This is a genomic window from Paraburkholderia sp. 2C (assembly GCF_054589215.1).
In genome coordinates this window covers 1-18,171 of record NZ_BAAILL010000031.1, presented here as the reverse complement: position 1 = coordinate 18,171, position 18,171 = coordinate 1, and the positions used below count along the sequence as shown (strand labels likewise).

Here is an 18,171-nt window from a genome sequence, read left to right as displayed (position 1 = left end):
CCGTCGACGGCGCGCCGGGCGGCCGTGACGGCCGCGTCGATATCGGCTGCGTTGCCGCGCGCGAGGCGCGCGAACGGCTGGCCGTCGGACGGATCGACGACGGCGATCGTGTCGCCGCCCGCCGCCGCGGACCATTCGTTGCCGATGAAGTGTTTCGCTTCTTCCATGCATGCTCCTTTGTGCGAAAGGGATGATTGGAGGCCCGGCGACGGTGCGTTAAACGTGTTCCGTGATGGGTGCCGTGCGGGCGCTCGAAGCGACTGGCCGATGCGGGAAGCGCATCGCGGTGCGGATACGATGTCGATGCGATGCAAACGCGCTGCAAACGCACGACATGCACGGACATGCACGGACATGCACGGACATGCACGAGCGGCCAGACGATACGGCGATTATCGCGCCGAATGCGCGCGGCCGGCACCGGCTGATTGGCTATAATGGCGCATTCGCGCAGCGATACGGGCCGGCGGCCGCTGCCATTGCGGTTGACGCGCGGTTGTGGTCTCCACTGGCTGTGATCCCCCATGGTCGTGGTCCCTAATGTGTCGCCGCGTTTGCCCAATTCGTGTTCCGGTTTTCATCGTCATCAGAGAGCGCCATGAGCTTCAACACTGTCCCGCCCGGCAAGGATTTGCCGCAAGACTTCAACGTCATCATCGAAATCCCCGCACAAAGCGATCCGGTGAAGTACGAAGCCGACAAGGATCTGGGTCTGCTCGTTGTCGACCGCTTTATCGGCACCGGCATGCGTTATCCGGCGAACTACGGCTTTATTCCGCAGACGCTGTCGGGCGACGGCGACCCGGTCGACGTGCTCGTCGTCACGCCGTATCCGCTGCTGGCCGGCTCGGTTGTGCGCTGCCGCGCGCTCGGCATGCTGCAGATGACCGACGAGTCGGGCGTCGATGCGAAGCTCGTCGCCGTCGCGCAGGACAAGATCTGCCCGATGACCGCGCATATGAAAACGATCGACGACGTGCCCGGCTTCCTCAAAGATCAGATCAAGCACTTCTTCGAGAACTACAAGGCGCTCGAAAAGGGCAAGTGGGTCAAGGTTGAAGGGTGGGTGGGCATCGACGCCGCGCACAAGGAAATTACCGACGGCGTGGCGAACTACAAGAAGTGAAGTAAAAGTGCCTGCCTGACCGTGGCCGGTTCGGTCAAAAAGCCGCGCGTGCCCGTAGAGGGCCGCGCGGCTTTTTTATGCGGCGTTGGTCCTGGCGTCGGCTTCGCTGTCGTTGGTGTCGTCATCGGCAGCGGTCTCGATGCGTACGGGCAGCACCGATTCCAGCGTGCGCGCGCCGGCCGCTAGCGCGTGCTTGCCTTTGGGCGGCAAGCGTTTCACCCAATATTCGGCCCGCAACGCGCTCGCGCGGTCCGCCAGCTCGAACGACGCCAGCAAACGCACGGGTTTGCGCGAACGCGTGTAGCGCGCGCCGGTGCCGTTGCAGTGCTTGTCGAAGCGCGCGGCGACATCGATCGCGATGCCCGTATAGACGCTGCCGTCGTCGCATTCGATCAGATAGAGGAACCACGGCGTCGTGCGCGTCATCGCCTTGTGCTAGCTTTTGAAGGGATTGTGCTCGCGCAGTTCGTCGACATACGCGTGAATGTGATTGGTCTCGTTGTCGAGAAAATGCGCGACCGCATCGGAAAACGCCGGATGCGCGAGCCAATGTGTCGAGCGCGTGACAGTCGGCATGAAGCCACGCGCCATCTTGTGCTCGCCCTGCGCGCCGCCTTCGAATACCGCGAGCTTTTCCTCGATGCAGAACTCGAGCGGCTGATAGTACGCGGTTTCGAAGTGCAGGCAGGGCACGTGTTCGAGCGCGCCCCAGTAGCGGCCGTAGAGCGTGCCGCCTGTCCTGTCGTCGCGCTGGAACACGACGAGCGAACTCGCGATCGGCTTGCCGTCCGCTTCGGCGATCACCATCATCAGGTTCTCCGGCATCGACTCGCCGATCATGCGGAAGAAGTCGAGGTTCAGATACGGGCTCGAAAAGTGTTCCCGGTACGTCTGCCGATAGCACTTGCTGAAGAAGCGCCAGTCCGCGTCCGGAATGTCCTTGCCGACCCGGCGCCGGAATGTCACGCCCGCGTCGCGCACCTTGCGCCGCTCCGCGCGAATGTTCTTGCGTTTCTTCTGCTCGAGCGTCGACAGGAATTCGTCGAAGTCGCGATAGCCGTTGTTGAGCCAGTGAAACTGCACGCCTTCGCGCTGCATCATGCCGAGTTCGGTCAGCGCCTGCGCTTCGGTATCGGTCGGAAACAGCACGTGCAGCGACGACACGTCGGCCTGTTCGGCGAACGCGACGAGGGTGGCCGCGAGATGGCGCAGCGCGCGTGCGTCGGCGGCCATGAGGCGCGTGCCCTGCACCGGCGTGAACGGCACCGCGCACAGCAGCTTCGGGTAGTACGCGAGCCCGTTGCGCTTGTAGGCGTCGGCCCATGCCCAGTCGAACACGTACTCGCCGTACGAGTGGCCCTTCAGGTAGACCGGCGCCGCGGCCGCGAGGCGGCCCGTGCGCGGATCGGTCAGCGTGACGAATTGCGGCGCCCAGCCTGTGTCGGGCACCGCGCAATGGGTGGCGTGCAGCGCGCTCAGAAACTCGTGACGCAAGAACGGCGTCGGCTGAGCCTGGCTCGCGAGCAGCGCATTCCATTCGGCGGCGTCCACTTCGGACGGCGACGCCAGAATGCCCGTGAGATAATCAAAACGTTCCTGATTCAATCTGCCTGACCGTTCCCGATCCGATCTGGCGCGCCGCGCATGCGGCACGCCGTGTGTTTATCAAATGACGACCCGCATCGCTCTAGCCCAACTCAATGTCACCGTCGGCGATTTCGCCGGCAACGTCGCGAAGATCGTGGCCGCGGCTCGCGCCGCGCACAGCGATGGTGCGAAGCTGCTGATCGCGCCTGAACTCGCGTTGTCCGGCTATCCGCCCGAGGACCTGCTGCTGCGGCCCGCGTTCTATGCGGCCAGCGCCGCGGCGCTCGCCGATCTTGCGCTCGCGCTCAAACCTTTCGCCGGTCTCCACGTGGTGGTCGGCCATCCGCACCGCGATGTGGCGAACGGTCATGGTAATGCAAACGCGCCGATCGAGCGCGGCCTGCCGCCGGTCGATACGTATAACGCAGCGTCGTTGATCGTCGACGGCGCGGTGGTCGGCACCTATCTGAAGCAGGATTTGCCGAATACGGAAGTGTTCGACGAAAAGCGCTATTTCGCGTCCGATCCGCAGCCGTTCGTGTTCGAACTCGACGGCGTCAAGTACGGCGTCGTGATCTGCGAAGACGTCTGGCATGCGTCGGCGGCGCAGCTCGCGAAAGCGGCCGGCGCGCAGGTGCTGCTCGTGCCGAACGGGTCGCCGTATCACATGAACAAGGAAGCGGTGCGCATCGATATCCTGCGCGCGCGGATTCGCGAGACCGGGCTGCCGATGGTTTACGTGAACATGGTCGGCGGGCAGGACGAACTCGTGTTCGACGGCGGCTCGTTCGTGCTCGATGCGCGCGGCGAGGTCGTGGCGAAAATGCCGCAGTTCGCCGAAGGCCATGCGATCGTCGAGTTCGACGGCGCGCAGCCCGTCGCGACCACGGTTGCGCCGGAGACGTCGATCGAAGCGCAGGTCTATGCGGCGCTCGTGCTCGGCGTGCGCGACTACATCAACAAGAACGGCTTTCCGGGCGCGATCATCGGGCTGTCGGGCGGCGTGGATTCCGCGCTCGTGCTGGCCGTCGCATGCGATGCGCTGGGGCCGGAGCGCGTGCGCGCGGTGATGATGCCGTCGCGCTATACCGCCGATATTTCGACGACGGACGCGGCCGACATGGCGCGGCGTGTCGGCGTGCGCTACGACGAAATCGCGATCGCGCCGATGTTCGATGCATTCCGCGCATCGCTTGCCGGCGAATTCGCGGGCCGCGCCGAAGACGCGACCGAGGAAAATATCCAGGCGCGCATTCGCGGCACGCTGCTGATGGCGCTGTCGAACAAGTTCGGCTCGCTCGTGCTGACCACCGGCAACAAGAGCGAGATGGCGGTGGGCTACTGCACGCTGTATGGCGATATGGCGGGCGGCTTCGCGGTGATCAAGGACATCGCGAAGACGCTGGTCTACCGGCTGTGCCATTACCGGAATGCCGCCACCGCGTACCCGCAGCGGGACATTATCCCCGAGCGCATTCTGACGCGCGCGCCGTCCGCCGAACTGCGCGATAACCAGACCGATCAGGACAGCCTGCCACCGTACGACACGCTCGACGCGATCATGCGTATGTTCATGGAAGAAGACCGGTCGCTTGCTGAAATCGTCGCTGCGGGCTTTGCGCCGGAAGACGTGCAGCGCGTGACGCGTTTGATCAAGATCAACGAATACAAGCGACGTCAGGCGCCGATCGGCATCCGTGTCACGCATCGTGCGTTCGGCCGCGACTGGCGGTATCCGATCACATCGCGCTATACGGAGCCGCTTGCGTGAATTTGCGTGAACTTGCATGAACTTGCTTAAGCGCGCGTGAGCTCGTTTAGCTCACTTAGGCTCGCATGAGCTTGCCCGTGCGAGCTGGAATGCGCGCTGCCGCGCTGGCAATGTGCCCCGTGCAGCGTAGAATCAAAAAACAATCCGGCATCCTGTTATCTCCGAACTCACACGAGGCTCGCTATGAAACGCATCACCGCAATCATCAAACCGTTCAAACTCGACGAAGTGCGTGAGGCGCTCGCGGAAGTAGGGCTGACGGGGCTCACCGTCACGGAAGTAAAGGGTTTCGGACGCCAGAAAGGGCATACCGAGCTCTATCGCGGTGCCGAATATGTTGTCGATTTCCTGCCGAAGGTGAAGATCGAAGTGGTCGTCGCGAACGATCAGACCGATCAGGTCATCGATGCGATTGTCGGCGCGGCGCGCACGGGCAAGATCGGCGACGGCAAGATCTTTGTCGCGGACGTCGAGCGCGTAATCCGTATCCGCACCGGCGAAGAGAACGAAGCGGCGGTTTAAGCGGTCAAGCGGGTATAGGCGCAAACGCACCGGCCTTGTGCCCAGAACAGGTGCACGTGCAATGCGTGCACCCAGTTACCCCACAAAGCGGCTGCACAAAGCGGCGGCATAAAGCGGCCGCATAAGCGGCAAACCAAAGAAAAAACGGTGCGATACCCTTTCGGACATCGCACCGATACGCGCCTCTCGCAGCAGCGTGAAAACTGTTCTCTAGCTAAATCTGTTGTACTCGCAACGTTCGATTAGAACGAGTGCTGGATACCTGCGTACACGCCCGACTGGCTGTGGCCGACCAGCGGGTTGTCGGTTGCCGCAGCGGTGCCCGCGTTGTTCGCATTCAGGCCAAAGTTGGCCGTCTTGCTGTTTTGCGTGGTCGCGACCTGGATGTCGAGCAGCGTGCGCTTCGACAGGTTGTACGAGCCACCGATCGTGTAGATCGTTGCGTTGCCGCCGCCGTTGTTGGCGTTCACGTGATACACGGCCGCGATCAGCGCAGCAGCCGGCGTGGCTTGCCACGTCACACCGCCCCACTCGTGATCGAGCGTCGTCGGCTGGCCGATCGTTGCAGCGGTGATACCCGACGTGCGGATTGCCTGGTACGCGCCCTGGATCTTGAACTGGCCGAGGAACACGTTCACCGCTGCCGTGTATTCACGCGAGAACGCGAACACGCCTTGACCCACGTTGCCGGTGTTGACCGGATCGATCGGGCCGCCGAGCGTACCGTTGGCCGGGTTGCGGATTTCGTCATAGATACCGCGAATCTGGAACAGCGACGACGTGTAGGTAACCTGAGCGCCACCTTCACGGCCTTGCGGCGTCGTGCCATTACCGTTCCAGTTCGTCGCGTTCGACAGCGCGTATTGACCGTAGAAGTCAAAGCCCGCGATCTTCGGCGACTGGTACGAAATGTTGTTGCTCGATTGCGGCCAGTTGCGGCCACGGACCAGCGATGCCGACGACCAGTTCGACTGACCGAACGGGTCGAAGTCCCACACGCCGTTCGAGATGAAGAGTTCGCGGCCGAGGAGCAGGGTACCGAACTGGTTGCTTGCGACACCGACGGTTGCCCAGCGATTGAAGAGACCGCCGCCGCCCGGGCCCTGGCCCGTCATCGTGTTGAAGGAGCCTTCCAACTGGAACACGGCCTTGTAGCCGGCACCGAGGTCTTCAGCGCCCTTCAAACCCCACAGGCTGGTACCCCAGTCGCCGCTTTCCGCGCGGAAGCGGTGCGAGCTGTCGGTTGCCTGGCCAGCGGCGTTAGAGCCGGTCGGCACGCCCCACATGGCTTCGAGACCAGCGTCGAGACGCCCGTACAGCGTCACGCTGCTCTGTGCATGCGCAGCGACGCCGATGGACAGCAGCGATGCCGCGAGCAAAGCTTTCTTCATCTTCTCCTCCATACCCTGTCAAAAAGTGAAACCAGTACTGCGAGTGGTATCCGGACGCCAGCAGCGCCGGACAGGAAACCTTTATGCAGTGAGACACGGCCTGAAGTGGGAAGGAATCGATGTCTCCTGACGCGCAGCCTCGTTGCGGCTGTCTGAACGTCATGCCGATCCTCGCCGACCGGTGTCTCCTGTGTGTTATGTCCTGTGCGTTTTTGAAGTGAAACTACTTTTAATGAACTTTGTTTTGCTACTTTGGTTACTAATTTAGCAAAAATACCCGGACGTGGCGAACAAATTTGAAGCCCGCGATGGAGGTGTCTCCAAATTGCAATACGCGTGTGACCGGAGGACACCGAATTGAGCCCGAAAAAGCGCATAAATCCTTATCGGAAAAGGCAATCACGGTTTCAGACGGGTAAGGTCAAGGATTGTCACTATTGACGTTGGAAATCGTCGGGAGTAAGCGGCCGCAGCGCATAAACGCGTGCTTATGTTGGGATGACGAAGCTTTGTGAGCCCCTTGTGGCGGGGCTTTCGGGCAATAAAAAAGGCGCGTAAGCGCCTTGTAATACTACATCGACTCGATGCCCGACTGCATGCAATTCGAATTTATTTGAGGCTGCCCGCCAGAAACTGTTTAAGGCGGTCGCTCTTCGTATTCCCAAATACTTCAGAAGGGTGGCCTTCTTCTTCGACGCGCCCCTGATGCAGGAACATCACGTGATTCGACACATTGCGCGCGAAGGCCATTTCATGCGTGACGACGATCATCGTGCGGCCTTCTTCGGCGAGCGTCTGCATGACCTTCAGCACTTCGCCGACGAGTTCGGGGTCGAGCGCGGAAGTGGGTTCGTCGAACAGCATCACGTCCGGGTGCATCGTCAGTGCGCGGGCGATCGCAACGCGCTGCTGCTGGCCGCCCGACAGATGCGACGGATATTGCTTTTCGACGCGCGGCGCGAGGCCTACTTTCTCGAGATACGTGCGCGCGCGGTCTTCGGCTTCCTTGCGCGACAGACCGAGCACATGCAGCGGCGCTTCGATGATGTTTTCGAGCACCGTCATATGCGTCCAGAGGTTGAAGTGCTGGAACACCATCGACAGGCGCGTGCGCATGCGCTGCAGCTGCTTGTGGTCGGCCACGCGCAGCGCGCCGCCCTTGTCTTTCGCGGTGCGGACCTCTTCGCCTTCGACGAAAATGCGGCCCGCATTCGGTTGTTCGAGAAAATTGATGCAGCGGAGCATCGTGCTCTTGCCCGAACCGGACGAGCCGATCACGCTGATCACGTCGCCGCGTTTCGCCTTCAGCGACACGCCCTTGAGGACTTCGTTATCGCCGTACCTCTTATGCAGGTTGTCGACGAAAAGCATGGGATAAAGGGTGTTCATGGGAATCCTTGGGGCTGGCCGCAGTGTTGCCGTCATTTGCCCTGCGGGCGCAGATAGGCGAGCCAGCGGCGCTCGGCGCGGCGGAACATCCACACGAGCGCGAACGAGATGCACAGATAGAGGAGGGCGGCAATGCCGAACGCATCGAACGAGCGATAGGTCGCCGAGTTCACGTCGCGCGCGATCTTCAGAATATCGGGCACCGTGGCGGTGAACGCGACGGTGGTCGCGTGCAGCATCAGGATCACCTCGTTGCTGTAGTACGGCAGCGCGCGGCGCAATGCCGAGGGCAGGATCACGCGGCGATAGAGCGTGAATGGCGACATCCCGTATGCGCGCGCCGCTTCGATTTCGCCGTACGGCGTCGCCTTGATCGCGCCGGCGAAAATTTCCGTGGTGTACGCGCAGGTGTTCAGCGTGAACGCGAGCAGCGTGCAGTGCATGCCGTCGCGGAAGAACGCGTTGGTGAGCTCGTGCGAGCGAATCACTTCGAGGCTGTAAAGGCCCGTATAGCAAAGCAGCAACTGCACATACAGCGGCGTACCGCGAAACACGTACGTGTAGAGCCACACCGCGCCCGCAAGCCACTTCCGCTTCGATACGCGCGCAACCGCCAGCGGCACCGACAGGCAGAAGCCGAGCCCGATCGACACGACGAGCAGCCACAGCGTGATCGCGACACCGGTGAAACGGTAGCCGTCGGTATACAGATAGTTGCGCCAGTATTCCTGAATCACCTCGATCATAGTTCCGCCTTCCGCACGCCGGTCGAGTAGCGTTTTTCGAGGTACATCAACACGAAGTTCGAGACGGTGGTGATCAGCAGATAGATCGCGCCGGCGAGCAGCGTGAAGAAAAAGAACCGCAGCGTGCCCTTGCCGGCGTCCTGCGATGCCTTCACGACGTCCGCGAGCCCGATAATCGAGACAAGCGCCGTCGCCTTCACCATGACCTGCCAGTTGTTGCCGATGCCGGGCAATGCGAAGCGCATCATCTGCGGGAACATGACGCGCGAGAACACCTGCCAGCCGGTCATGCCGTACGCGGCGCCGGCTTCGAGCTGGCCGCGCGGCACCGCGAGAAACGCGCCGCGAAATGTTTCGGTGAAGTACGCGCCGTAAATAAAGCCGAGCACCGCGACGCCGGCGACGAACGGATCGATGTCGATCTGATCCCAGCCGAGCGCATCGGTCAGATTGTTGAGCCAGATCTGGATGCTGTAGAACAGCAGCAGCATCAGCACGAGGTCGGGCACGCCGCGAATCAGCGTGGTGTAGAGGGTGCCGATGCCGTGCGAAAGCCGGTTTTTCGACAGCTTGGCGGCCGCGCCGAGCAGCCCGAGCACGAAGGCCAGCACGAGCGACAGCACGGCCAGCTTGACGGTCTGGAACGTGCCCGCGAGGATCAGCGGGCCGTAACCTTGCAGAAGCATAGTGTGTCCTTAAGGGGCGTGGGGTCAGGCGTTGGGTCGGACGCCTGTTCCGACGCTTTTTCTGACTGTATTACCAAGCCCTTTGTGTAGCCCATTCGGGCCTGCCCCGAGCGAATGTGCGGTAGCCGACACGCGCCTGTTCTTTTGCGGGGTCCTTCGTTTATCGGGTCGGCTGCAGATCGGCATCGAAATAGTGCCGGGCCGGGCGCGCGGACGCGTCTTCCTTGCGGGAGGCCGATACCGCATGGTCGATCATCGTTTTCAGCACGGCGTCGTTTTTGTGCGGGCTCACCGCAACGTCTTCGCCAAGCGTGCCGTGTTCGTTCGCCGTCGCGCCCGTTGCGAGGGCCGCGAGCGCTACGCACAATGCGAGCTTCTTCATGTTTCTCCTGTCGCCGACCGAGGATTGGCCTGTCCGTGGTTGCCCGTGCCGTCCGCTGCGGCGTTCCTGCGCGCGAACGGAAGGTTCGCTGCGGCCCGCAGGCGTCGGCGACGCTATTCTAGGCTGTCAAAAATGGCGCGCCTCCGCGCAATGTATTCGCCGTGTTTGCCCATGCTGCCGCAGGACGATTCGGCCGGGAGGTCGCGCAAAAGGGCGGTATTTTACCCGAAGCGGCGCGACGCGCCAGACGGTCAAACGCTTAGGGACAAACAGGCGGTTTGCCGGGTGCAATCAGTGTGCAAAGAGCGTGCATGCAAAGAGCGCGCATGAAGCGCAATCGGCGGGTGCTCAGGAAGGCGTGGGAAGAACGTGCAAAGACGTTGCGCGAACGAGGGCGCAAACAAAAAACGCGCTGCGGCAAAGCAACACCGCGACGCGTTTTCGATGCCGCGGCAACGAATGCCGCCGCGGCACGACTGCTGTTTCGCCTTACGGCTTCGCGGCCGACGCAGCCGCATCGCCGTGATGCTGCCAACGCTCGCGCATCTTCTCGTGGCGCTGCTCCATCTTCGCGAAGTGCTGCTTGAGCGCGGTGCTGACCGTGGTTTTCTGCTGGTCGTTCAGGCTGTTGTAGAAGTTGAGCCAGGCAGCCGAGGTCTGCTCGCGCAGTTGCGCATCCTGCTGCTCGATTTTCTGATGCGCGGCATGCATCGCGTTCAGATCGAGGATCGGCTGCTGCTGCATCGACTTGAACTGATCGCGCATCTGCTTGTGGTTCGCGCGCATCGCTTCACGATTCTGTTTCATCGTGTCGAGCGCGCTTTGCCACAGCTTTTCCTGATCCGCGTTCAGGTTCAGTTGGCCATGCAGCTTGTTGATCTCCTGCATGAAGTGGTTGTGCCAGCCGCCGGGGCCGCCGTGGCCCATGCCGCCCATGCCGGAAGGCTGTGCCGCATACGCCGCGCCGATGCCGATCGAAAGCGAAGCCGCTGCGATGGCGAGAAAACGAGAAGTGTTTTTGGACATTAAAGTGCTCCCAAGTGACATCCGACGAGCGGCCGTCACGACGGTGTCGGTCCGCATTCGGTAACGCACAGCGTAGAGGCGCCGCGCTCACGCCGTGTTACGTAGACGATTCGCGCTGTTACGCGACATTACTCGCGCCTTTCGTCGTAACACCCCGTAACCCTTTTCGGGGCCAGTAACAGCGGCCTGGCTCCGGGTGCGCGTTAAACTTCGAACCATGGCTACTCAAATCCTTGTCGTCGACGACGACGTCGAACTGCGCGATCTGCTGCGCGACTATCTGGCGCGCCAGGGCATCGAGGTATCGGTGCTGCACGATGCCGGCTCGCTCGAACGCCGGCTCGAGCGCGAGCGTCCCGATCTGATCGTGCTCGACCTGATGATGCCGGGCGTCGATGGGCTCACGGCGCTGCGCAAGCTGCGCGCGTCGGGCGACGACATTCCGGTCATCATGCTCACGGCCCGCGCGGACGACGTGGATCGCATCGTCGGTCTGGAACTCGGCGCGGACGACTATCTCGGCAAGCCGTTCAATCCGCGCGAACTGCTCGCGCGTGTGCAGGCGGTGTTGCGGCGGCGGCGCACGATGCCGTCGGCGGCCGCGCCCGAGCAGCGCGAGCCGTTTTCGTTCGGCCGTTTCACGCTCGACTTCCAGTCGCGCACACTGAGTCTCGAAGGCAAGCCGCTCACGCTGTCCGGCAGCGAGTTCGCGCTACTGAAGATCTTCGTCAATCATCCAATGCGTACGCTCACGCGCGAACGCCTGCTCGAACTGCTGCATGGTCCCGAATACGACGGCACCGACCGCGGCATCGACGTTCAGGTGTGGCGCCTGCGCCGTATCCTCGAGACGGACCCGTCGGTGCCTCGTTTCATCCAGACGGTACGCGGCCGCGGTTACGTTTTCGTGCCGGACGGCGAGCAACATGCGGCGTCCCATTGATTCGCTGTTCGGCCGGCTCGCGCTACTCGTCGTCGGGGTGCTGCTACTGTCTCATTTCGCGTGGTACTCGCTGATCCGGCTCGAGCGCAGCAATCTGCAAACCCGTTACGCCGTCGAAGAAGCGGCGTTCCTCGTCGACGCCGTGCGGCAGCACGTCGCGCGCACGCCGGACCAGCCGCTGCCCTCGCGCGTGCGCCTCGTCGATCCTTCAAGCGCGGATGTGCCGCCCGACAACAAGGATCTGCCGGTGCCGCTCGACCGCTTTGTCGAAGATGTGCGCGACCGCATGCCCGATTCGACGCAGGTGCGCATCGGCTTGCCGGGCAAGCCGCCCACCCTGTGGGTGAAGTCCGCGACCGATCGCAGCTGGATCGTCGTTCCCGTGCAGCCGTTGCGGCCGCCGAGGTCGCTCGACCGCATGGTGCTGTGGCTGACCATCATCTTCTCGGCCGGCGTCATGGCCGCGCTGTTCGCCGCATGGCAACTGCAGCAGCCGCTGCGTTCGCTCGCGCAGGCGGTCGGCCGCTTCGGCCGAGGCCTGCCGGTGCCGCCCGTGCGCGAACGCGGGCCGCGCGAGTTGCGGCAGCTCACGCATGGCTTCAATCAGATGGTGCAGGAAGTCGCGCGGACCGAGAACGATCGCGCGGTCATGCTGGCGGGTGTCGCGCACGATCTGAAGACGCCGCTCGCCCGTCTGCGGCTGCGCGCCGAGATGATGGAAGAGCCGAAGATGCGCGACGGCGTCGTACGCGACGTCGACTCGATGACGCATATCGTCGATCAGTTCCTCGTGTTCGCGCACGATGGCGCCGACCGTAGCGAGCCTGTCGAAGTGGACGCGCAGTGCGAGCGCGTCGTGCGCAGTTATCGCGCGGTCGCGCCGGGCTCGAGCGCCGTGCAGACCGATCTGGGCGCGGGGCCGGGCTTCAGGCTGCCGGCCGCGACGCTCGATCGCATCCTGTCGAACCTGCTCGATAACGCGCATGCCTACGGCGCGCCGCCGGTGGTGGTCGCGACCTCGCGCGCGGTGGACGGCTATTCGCTATCGATCAGCGACAACGGCAGCGGTATCGCCGCGCAAGACCTGATCAACGCGGCGCGGCCGTTCGTGCGGCTCGATCCGGCGCGCGGCGGCAACGGCCATAGCGGCCTCGGGCTTGCGATCGTCGAGCGGCTCGTGCGGCGCGCGGGCGGCACGTGGGAAATCGGCAATCACGACGGACGCGGCTTGCGCGTGATGATGAAGTTCCCGCTCGAAGCGGTGTCGCGCGCGACCTCGGCGTCGGAAAGCGTCTGGTAGGTAGTGCGGGATGGTCGATTGCAGCGCGCTTGCGCCGCCGCTGCGCGCTGTGTTCGATGCTCGCCGCGTTATTCGGTGAAGAGCGTATTGAGCGCGGCGGCCGCTTCGCTATCGACGGTGTTCCACGTGACCGTCTCCGCTTCGAAAATGTAGTGCGTCGTGTACTTGCCGAGGCGCGCGAGAATTTCCTCCTGCAGGGTTTCCGGCGACGCATCGAGCTTCAGATACCAGGCGGTCGACGACAGCCGCGTCTGAAATGCGCCGTATTCGGCGAGCAGATGGTCGAACGCTTCAGCATCCTGATCGCGACAGACGATCACCAGATTTCCCTTCATGCGAGCCTCCCGGATAAACGGCGGTAACCATGCGGTGACAACGGGCGCGAGCAACCAGCCGATAGCAAGCGGATATCCAGCAGTCGCAGCAGTGGCCGGGCGTCGTCGCTATCGTCGGATGTAAGGCGTGGGCCGATGATACCTCGTCGTTCCGGGGCCGGCAGCGGTTAGCGTACATTGGCGCGCGCAAGCGCCCCGTGGCATTTCGATCGAAGCAATGGGGGCGCTTGCTTAAAGCGCGGTCGCGGGCGTGCGCGCGGGCGGCGCCGTATCGTCGGGCGGGACGGCTTCGCTGCGATCGCGCCCGCCCGACTTCGCCGCATAGAGCGCGAGGTCGGCGCGGCTCACGATGCGTTCCGGCGCATCGTCCGGCGACAGCTCGGTAATGCCGATGCTGACGCTCAACCCCGCGGTGGCCGGCAGCTTCGCGCACGGCGTGGCCTTCAGGCCGATGCGCAGCCGCTCGACCACATCGAGCCCCGCGCCCAGCGCGGTGGACGGCAGCAGAATGCCGAACTCCTCGCCGCCCAGACGCCCGATCGCATCGCTGCCGCGTAACGCGGTGCGGCAGGTGTCGACGAAATGCTCGAGCGCGCGATCGCCGGCCGCGTGACCGAAGCGGTCGTTGATCTGCTTGAAGTGATCGAGATCGGCGATCGCCATGCAAAGCGGTTCGCCGGTCGCATGCGCGCGATCGATTTCGTGGCGCAGCAGGTCGAGGAAATAGCGGCGCGACAGCGCGCCCGTCAGCGCATCGTGGCGCGCTTCGGCTGACAGAAGCGTATTGGCCGCCTGTAGTTGCTCGGCGAGGTCGCGCGTTGCGCGATGGTGGCGGCGCTCGCGCAGATACGACACGGTAATCACCCAGGCGAGCGAGACGGTGCCCGCCAGCGTCAGAAACACGAGCATGTGGTCGCGCTTGTGATTGCGCAACAGCTCGCTCCAGGCGGCAAGCGGATCGGTCAGGTGCGCGGAGAGCCCCGAGTTCAGTCCGCTGCGCGATTGGTAGAGCGTCGGGATCGCCTGGCCCGGCATATCGAAGAGCTGCGCGGCGATATCGTCGGGCACCCAGGGCGCTTCGCGCCGCACCTGGCGCGCGACCGGCTGGATCTGCACGGCCGGAAACGTTTCGCGATGGTACATGCTCATGCGTTCGGCGGCCGTCATCTGCGTGACGCGCGAATTCGGCATCGCTTCGCCTTCGAGCGCCGCGTTATGCGCCATGATGATCACGCCGTTGTCGTCGGTGACGAAGGTGCCCGCGTGCGCGACCCAGTGGCGCAAACGCGCGATGCCGACCTTCGCGACGATCGCGCCGACCAGCAGCCCGTCGTCGTAGACCGGCGCCGAGATGAAGATGCCCGGCTCGCCGCTCATGCGCCCAACGCCATACGCCTCGCCGAATGCGCCGAGCAGCGCGTTCGTCAGATAGCTGCGCGAACGCATGTCGAGTCCGATGAACGATTGCGGACTTTGCGCATTGCTCGCCGCCACGCAGAGCCCGTTCGCATTGACGAGCCAGATGATGTCGAGCCCCGAGAAGCCTTGCGCGTCATGCAGAAAATTGTTGACCGAGGCAAGCTCTCGCATCGAGAGCAATTCGTTGCGATGCGCGGGTTCCGCGTCGATACCGGGCGCCGTGTAATTGCCCGCATGGGACAGCGCCTGCTGGATGACGCCGAGTTCGGCCATCGTCGCGGGAATCGCGCGGGACATCGCGAGGTCGCTCGCGATCACTTCCGCCATGTTGTAGACGATCGATGAAGACATCTGGCGCTGCTGGCGCAACGCCCCATCCAGTTCCTGCTGGACCATGCGATCCGCGACGAGGCCGGACACGAACCAGCAAACGAGCGCGACCAGTACGAAGCTGGCTGGCCCGACTGCGTGGCGCAAGGTTGTCCGTTTCATCGGCCCTCTGATCCGTCTGAGTGTTTCATGCGGCAAGGTCATTTGCTGCAACGCGCCGGCACCGGGCCGCTTTCCCTCGTCGTGTGCCGTGCGGCTCGCCGGATCCCGCCAGATCCGCGGGGCGGTTCGCCGCCGGGCCGCTTTCAGATTTTAACCGTCGCGCGGCGGCGTGCCAGTCCGTTATTTGTCGGCGCAGCGCTTGCACTTCGCCTTGCATGATCGTTATCGGCTTGCAGCCTTAGTTTCTGAATAGGGCGTGCTCAGAGTCAAGCGCCTGCCGCTGTGGCTTGCGCGCGACGGTTTCGCGAGGCGCCGTGCGCCGCGCGCGGGCGATGCGACGCCGGTGGTTGTGCCTGTCATGCTGGTTGTAGTACTGTCGTGCCGTCCAAAATAGGGAAAGCTCGCGAGCCCTCGCCAGTCCGGGGCCGCGCCCGATGCCAACGACCACCGCGCACATGCGTTTTGACATGCTTGATTTCAGCTTTCCGGACCGATTCACGCGCCGCCGCGCCGCGCTCGACTGCATGCAGCGAGGCTCGACCCGAGGCATGACCCAAACCGCAATCCGCGCCGAGAGCGGCAAGGGGGCCTGATGGATCTCTTCAGCTTCAACCTCAATCGCACCGCCAACGCATCGGCATGGCGCGTGCTGCCGAACCGCTGGGACTTCGTCGCGTTCCCGCTCATCATCTGCGCGATCGCGATGGCGGCGATCGGCTTTCACGAGACGTTGGCGCCGATCTCGACGCTGCAGACGCAGGCGATCTCGCTCGATCCGTCGAACCTGCCCGAGTATGCGATGCGCACCACCTTGCGCATGCTCGCGGCGATGGCCGCGTCGCTCATGTTCACGCTCGTGTACGGCACGCTCGCCGCGAAAAGCCGGCGGGCGGGGCAGGTGCTCGTGCCGATTCTCGACATCCTGCAGTCGGTGCCGGTGCTCGGCTACATCTCGTTTACGGTGACTTTCTTCCTCGCGCTCGTGCCGTCGCGCGTGCTCGGCGCCGAGCTGGCGGCGATCTTCGCGATCTTCACGAGCCAGGCCTGGAACATGACGTTCAGCTTCTACCAGTCGCTGCGCACGGTGCCGCGCGATCTGGATGAAGTGTCGCGCGGCTTTCATCTCACGTCGTGGCAGCGCTTCTGGAAGCTCGAGGTGCCGTTTTCGATGCCGGGCCTCATCTGGAACATGATGATGTCGATGTCGGGTGGCTGGTTCTTCGTCGTCGCATCGGAAGCGATCACGGTCGGCAACCATACGATTACCTTGCCGGGCATCGGTGCGTATCTGGCGCAGGCGATCGCCGAGCAGAACCTGCATGCGATCGGCTGGGTCATCCTGACGATGACCATCGTCATTCTGCTTTACGACCAGTTGCTGTTCCGGCCGCTCGTCGCGTGGGCCGACAAGTTCCGCATGGAAAACACAAGTTCGGGCGACGCGCCCGAGTCGTGGCTGCTCGACCTGATCCGCCGCACCCGCCTGATTCATCAGCTGCTCGTCCCGCTCGGCTGGTGTTTCGCGCGCGCGGCGCGCATCCCGCTGCGGCTGTCGTCGGTCGGGCACATGCGCTTGCCGACGGTGCAAAGCGGCGCGACGCGGCGCATCGGCGACCTGATCTGGTCGCTGGTCGTGCTGCTCGTCACCGTGTACGTGCTGTATCGCGTGATCGCGTATGTGCGCACCGGCGTGTCGCTCGACGAAATCGGTCATGTGCTGATGCTCGGGCTGATCACGCTGCTGCGCGTGATCGTGCTGATCGCGATCGCATCGGTGATCTGGGTGCCGCTCGGCGTGCTGATCGGGCTGCGCCCGGCGCTCGCGGAAAAGATCCAGCCGCTGGCGCAGTTCCTTGCCGCGTTTCCGGCGAACCTGCTGTTTCCGGTGTTCGTGATCGCGATCGTGCGGTGGCATCTGAACCCGGATATCTGGCTGTCGCCGCTGATCGTGCTGGGCACGCAGTGGTATATCCTCTTCAACGTGATCGCGGGCGCGAGCGCCTATCCGAACGACTACCGCGAAGCGGCGAAGAACTTCCGCATTCGCGGCTGGCAGTGGTGGCGCCAGGCGATGTTGCCGGGCGTCTTCCCGTACTACATTACCGGCGCGATCACCGCGTCGGGCGGCGCGTGGAATGCGAGCATCGTCGCGGAGTTCGTGCAGTGGGGCCATACCCGTGTCGCGGCGCATGGTCTTGGCGCATACATTGCGCAGAACACCGAGGCTGGCGACTATCCGAAAATCATCCTGGGCATCGCGGTGATGTCCCTGTTCGTGACCCTGTTCAATCGACTGTTGTGGCGTCCGCTGTATGCGCACGCCGAATCGCGACTGCGGCTCGATTGAGTGCAACTGAAGGCAAAACACGATGCAAAACCCTAAAGCCGCCGCCACGCCGATTCAGACGCCGCCGATGCCGCCGCGCCTCGGCGACGAAATTCTGCGCGTCAAGGACGTCTGCCGCGGTTTCAACAAGACGCAGGGCGAATTGCTCGTGCTCGACGACGCGAACCTGTCGCTGCGCGAAGGCGAAATCGTCGGGCTGCTCGGCCGTTCGGGGTCGGGCAAGTCGACGCTGTTGCGCATCATCGCCGGGCTGATCGAGCCGACCGACGGCGAAGTCACGTATATGGGCAAGCCGCTCGACGGGCCCGCCGAAGGCGTCGCGATGGTGTTCCAGACCTTCGCGCTGTTTCCGTGGCTCACGGTGCTGCAGAACGTCGAGGCGGGGCTCGAAGCGCAGGGCGTGCCCGCGCGCGAGCGGCGCGAACGCGCGCTGGCGGCGATCGACCTGATCGGTCTGGACGGTTTCGAGAATGCGTATCCGCGCGAGCTGTCGGGCGGCATGCGCCAGCGCGTGGGCTTTGCGCGCGCACTGGTGGTCGACCCGACGCTGCTGCTGATGGACGAACCGTTCTCCGCGCTCGACGTGCTGACCGCCGAAACGCTGCGTACCGATCTGCTCGACCTGTGGACGCAGGGCCGCATGCCGATCAAGTCGGTGCTGATCGTCACGCACAATATCGAGGAAGCGGTGTTCATGTGCGACCGCATC

General features: G+C 63.6%; 19 protein-coding genes. 8 read left to right on the top strand and 11 right to left on the bottom strand.

The genetic code is table 11. From position 1 onward, the window contains the following. A partial coding sequence (locus ACYPXD_RS07335; RefSeq protein ID WP_459709545.1) for an aldehyde dehydrogenase family protein occupies window positions 1–167 on the bottom strand: 167 nt, incomplete at its 3' end. Window positions 168–598: 431 nt separating this feature from the next. On the opposite strand from ACYPXD_RS07335, the gene ppa reads away from it, so the two are divergent. Then, window positions 599–1,126, top strand: coding sequence for an inorganic diphosphatase (gene ppa, locus ACYPXD_RS07330; RefSeq protein ID WP_459709177.1), 528 nt, complete (start codon window positions 599–601; stop codon window positions 1,124–1,126). A 75-nt stretch (window positions 1,127–1,201) separates the two neighbouring features. Here ppa and ACYPXD_RS07325 read toward each other — a convergent pair whose 3' ends face one another. After that, complete coding sequence (locus tag ACYPXD_RS07325; protein WP_459709174.1) at window positions 1,202–1,552, bottom strand: GIY-YIG nuclease family protein; 351 nt, start codon at window positions 1,550–1,552, stop codon at window positions 1,202–1,204. 9 nt (window positions 1,553–1,561) lie between these two features. Next, the gene (locus tag ACYPXD_RS07320; protein ID WP_459709172.1) at window positions 1,562–2,731 is read right to left on the bottom strand and encodes a GNAT family N-acetyltransferase; all 1,170 of its coding nucleotides are present in this window, start codon (window positions 2,729–2,731) and stop codon (window positions 1,562–1,564) included. Window positions 2,732–2,795: 64 nt separating this feature from the next. Between ACYPXD_RS07320 and ACYPXD_RS07315 the strand changes: the two genes are divergently transcribed. Both ACYPXD_RS07315 and glnK read left to right on the top strand, forming a co-directional pair. After that, on the top strand, window positions 2,796–4,484 hold the full coding sequence (locus tag ACYPXD_RS07315; RefSeq protein WP_459709168.1) for an NAD+ synthase: 1,689 nt from the start codon (window positions 2,796–2,798) through the stop codon (window positions 4,482–4,484). 183 nt (window positions 4,485–4,667) lie between these two features. Further along, a complete protein-coding gene (glnK, locus tag ACYPXD_RS07310) occupies window positions 4,668–5,006 on the top strand; it encodes a P-II family nitrogen regulator (protein WP_035931099.1) in 339 nt (112 codons plus the stop codon). Window positions 5,007–5,248: 242 nt separating this feature from the next. On the opposite strand, the gene ACYPXD_RS07305 is transcribed toward glnK, so the two are convergent. From ACYPXD_RS07305 to ACYPXD_RS07280, 6 genes are all read right to left on the bottom strand, one after another. Then, a complete protein-coding gene (locus tag ACYPXD_RS07305; protein WP_459709165.1) occupies window positions 5,249–6,397 on the bottom strand; it encodes a porin in 1,149 nt (382 codons plus the stop codon). A 609-nt stretch (window positions 6,398–7,006) separates the two neighbouring features. Beyond that, the gene (locus ACYPXD_RS07300; RefSeq protein ID WP_459709162.1) at window positions 7,007–7,786 is read right to left on the bottom strand and encodes an ABC transporter ATP-binding protein; all 780 of its coding nucleotides are present in this window, start codon (window positions 7,784–7,786) and stop codon (window positions 7,007–7,009) included. 32 nt (window positions 7,787–7,818) lie between these two features. Next, on the bottom strand, window positions 7,819–8,532 hold the full coding sequence (locus tag ACYPXD_RS07295; RefSeq protein ID WP_459709160.1) for an ABC transporter permease: 714 nt from the start codon (window positions 8,530–8,532) through the stop codon (window positions 7,819–7,821). Continuing rightward, window positions 8,529–9,218 (bottom strand): ABC transporter permease, encoded by a 690-nt coding sequence (locus ACYPXD_RS07290; RefSeq protein ID WP_459709157.1) that lies wholly within the window; start codon window positions 9,216–9,218, stop codon window positions 8,529–8,531. The genes ACYPXD_RS07295 and ACYPXD_RS07290 overlap by 4 nt, the downstream gene beginning before the upstream one ends. A 160-nt stretch (window positions 9,219–9,378) precedes the next feature. Then, entirely contained in the window at window positions 9,379–9,600 is a 222-nt protein-coding gene (locus ACYPXD_RS07285; protein WP_459709154.1) for a hypothetical protein, read from the bottom strand. A 489-nt stretch (window positions 9,601–10,089) separates the two neighbouring features. Beyond that, window positions 10,090–10,626, bottom strand: coding sequence for a periplasmic heavy metal sensor (locus tag ACYPXD_RS07280; protein ID WP_459709151.1), 537 nt, complete (start codon window positions 10,624–10,626; stop codon window positions 10,090–10,092). 217 nt (window positions 10,627–10,843) lie between these two features. On the opposite strand from ACYPXD_RS07280, the gene ACYPXD_RS07275 reads away from it, so the two are divergent. Together ACYPXD_RS07275 and ACYPXD_RS07270 are read left to right on the top strand one after the other, a co-directional pair. Next, window positions 10,844–11,569 (top strand): response regulator, encoded by a 726-nt coding sequence (locus ACYPXD_RS07275; RefSeq protein ID WP_075156578.1) that lies wholly within the window; start codon window positions 10,844–10,846, stop codon window positions 11,567–11,569. Further along, the gene (locus ACYPXD_RS07270; protein WP_459709145.1) at window positions 11,553–12,869 is read left to right on the top strand and encodes an ATP-binding protein; all 1,317 of its coding nucleotides are present in this window, start codon (window positions 11,553–11,555) and stop codon (window positions 12,867–12,869) included. The genes ACYPXD_RS07275 and ACYPXD_RS07270 overlap by 17 nt, the downstream gene beginning before the upstream one ends. 68 nt (window positions 12,870–12,937) lie before the next feature. Here the strand turns inward: ACYPXD_RS07270 and ACYPXD_RS07265 are convergent, their stop codons facing one another. After that, window positions 12,938–13,204 (bottom strand): double-stranded DNA-specific endonuclease, encoded by a 267-nt coding sequence (locus ACYPXD_RS07265; RefSeq protein ID WP_459709142.1) that lies wholly within the window; start codon window positions 13,202–13,204, stop codon window positions 12,938–12,940. 231 nt (window positions 13,205–13,435) lie between these two features. Beyond that, complete coding sequence (locus ACYPXD_RS07260; protein ID WP_459709139.1) at window positions 13,436–15,115, bottom strand: sensor domain-containing diguanylate cyclase; 1,680 nt, start codon at window positions 15,113–15,115, stop codon at window positions 13,436–13,438. A 434-nt stretch (window positions 15,116–15,549) separates the two neighbouring features. Between ACYPXD_RS07260 and ACYPXD_RS07255 the strand changes: the two genes are divergently transcribed. From ACYPXD_RS07255 to ACYPXD_RS07245, 3 genes are all read left to right on the top strand, one after another. Then, window positions 15,550–15,708: a hypothetical protein gene (locus tag ACYPXD_RS07255; RefSeq protein WP_459709137.1), complete on the top strand. Its 159-nt coding sequence runs from the start codon at window positions 15,550–15,552 to the stop codon at window positions 15,706–15,708. Next, window positions 15,708–17,462 carry an ABC transporter permease gene (locus ACYPXD_RS07250; RefSeq protein WP_459709134.1) on the top strand — a complete coding sequence of 585 codons (1,755 nt, stop codon included), beginning with the start codon at window positions 15,708–15,710 and terminating at the stop codon, window positions 17,460–17,462. Before ACYPXD_RS07255 ends, ACYPXD_RS07250 begins: the two co-directional genes overlap by 1 nt. Before the next feature lie 22 nt (window positions 17,463–17,484). Further along, window positions 17,485–18,171, top strand: a 687-nt coding sequence (locus tag ACYPXD_RS07245) for an ABC transporter ATP-binding protein (protein WP_459709131.1), incomplete at its 3' end; no start/stop codon positions are given.

Coding starts and splice junctions, on each gene's coding strand:
- ppa (WP_459709177.1), top strand. CDS start 599: ATGAGCTTCAACACTGTCCCGCCCGGCAAGGATTTGCCGCAAGACTTC.
- ACYPXD_RS07325 (WP_459709174.1), bottom strand. CDS start 1,552: ATGACGCGCACGACGCCGTGGTTCCTCTATCTGATCGAATGCGACGAC.
- ACYPXD_RS07315 (WP_459709168.1), top strand. CDS start 2,796: ATGACGACCCGCATCGCTCTAGCCCAACTCAATGTCACCGTCGGCGAT.
- glnK (WP_035931099.1), top strand. CDS start 4,668: ATGAAACGCATCACCGCAATCATCAAACCGTTCAAACTCGACGAAGTG.
- ACYPXD_RS07305 (WP_459709165.1), bottom strand. CDS start 6,397: ATGAAGAAAGCTTTGCTCGCGGCATCGCTGCTGTCCATCGGCGTCGCT.
- ACYPXD_RS07300 (WP_459709162.1), bottom strand. CDS start 7,786: ATGAACACCCTTTATCCCATGCTTTTCGTCGACAACCTGCATAAGAGG.
- ACYPXD_RS07295 (WP_459709160.1), bottom strand. CDS start 8,532: ATGATCGAGGTGATTCAGGAATACTGGCGCAACTATCTGTATACCGAC.
- ACYPXD_RS07290 (WP_459709157.1), bottom strand. CDS start 9,218: ATGCTTCTGCAAGGTTACGGCCCGCTGATCCTCGCGGGCACGTTCCAG.
- ACYPXD_RS07285 (WP_459709154.1), bottom strand. CDS start 9,600: ATGAAGAAGCTCGCATTGTGCGTAGCGCTCGCGGCCCTCGCAACGGGC.
- ACYPXD_RS07280 (WP_459709151.1), bottom strand. CDS start 10,626: ATGTCCAAAAACACTTCTCGTTTTCTCGCCATCGCAGCGGCTTCGCTT.
- ACYPXD_RS07275 (WP_075156578.1), top strand. CDS start 10,844: ATGGCTACTCAAATCCTTGTCGTCGACGACGACGTCGAACTGCGCGAT.
- ACYPXD_RS07270 (WP_459709145.1), top strand. CDS start 11,553: ATGCGGCGTCCCATTGATTCGCTGTTCGGCCGGCTCGCGCTACTCGTC.
- ACYPXD_RS07265 (WP_459709142.1), bottom strand. CDS start 13,204: ATGAAGGGAAATCTGGTGATCGTCTGTCGCGATCAGGATGCTGAAGCG.
- ACYPXD_RS07260 (WP_459709139.1), bottom strand. CDS start 15,115: ATGAAACGGACAACCTTGCGCCACGCAGTCGGGCCAGCCAGCTTCGTA.
- ACYPXD_RS07255 (WP_459709137.1), top strand. CDS start 15,550: ATGCCAACGACCACCGCGCACATGCGTTTTGACATGCTTGATTTCAGC.
- ACYPXD_RS07250 (WP_459709134.1), top strand. CDS start 15,708: ATGGATCTCTTCAGCTTCAACCTCAATCGCACCGCCAACGCATCGGCA.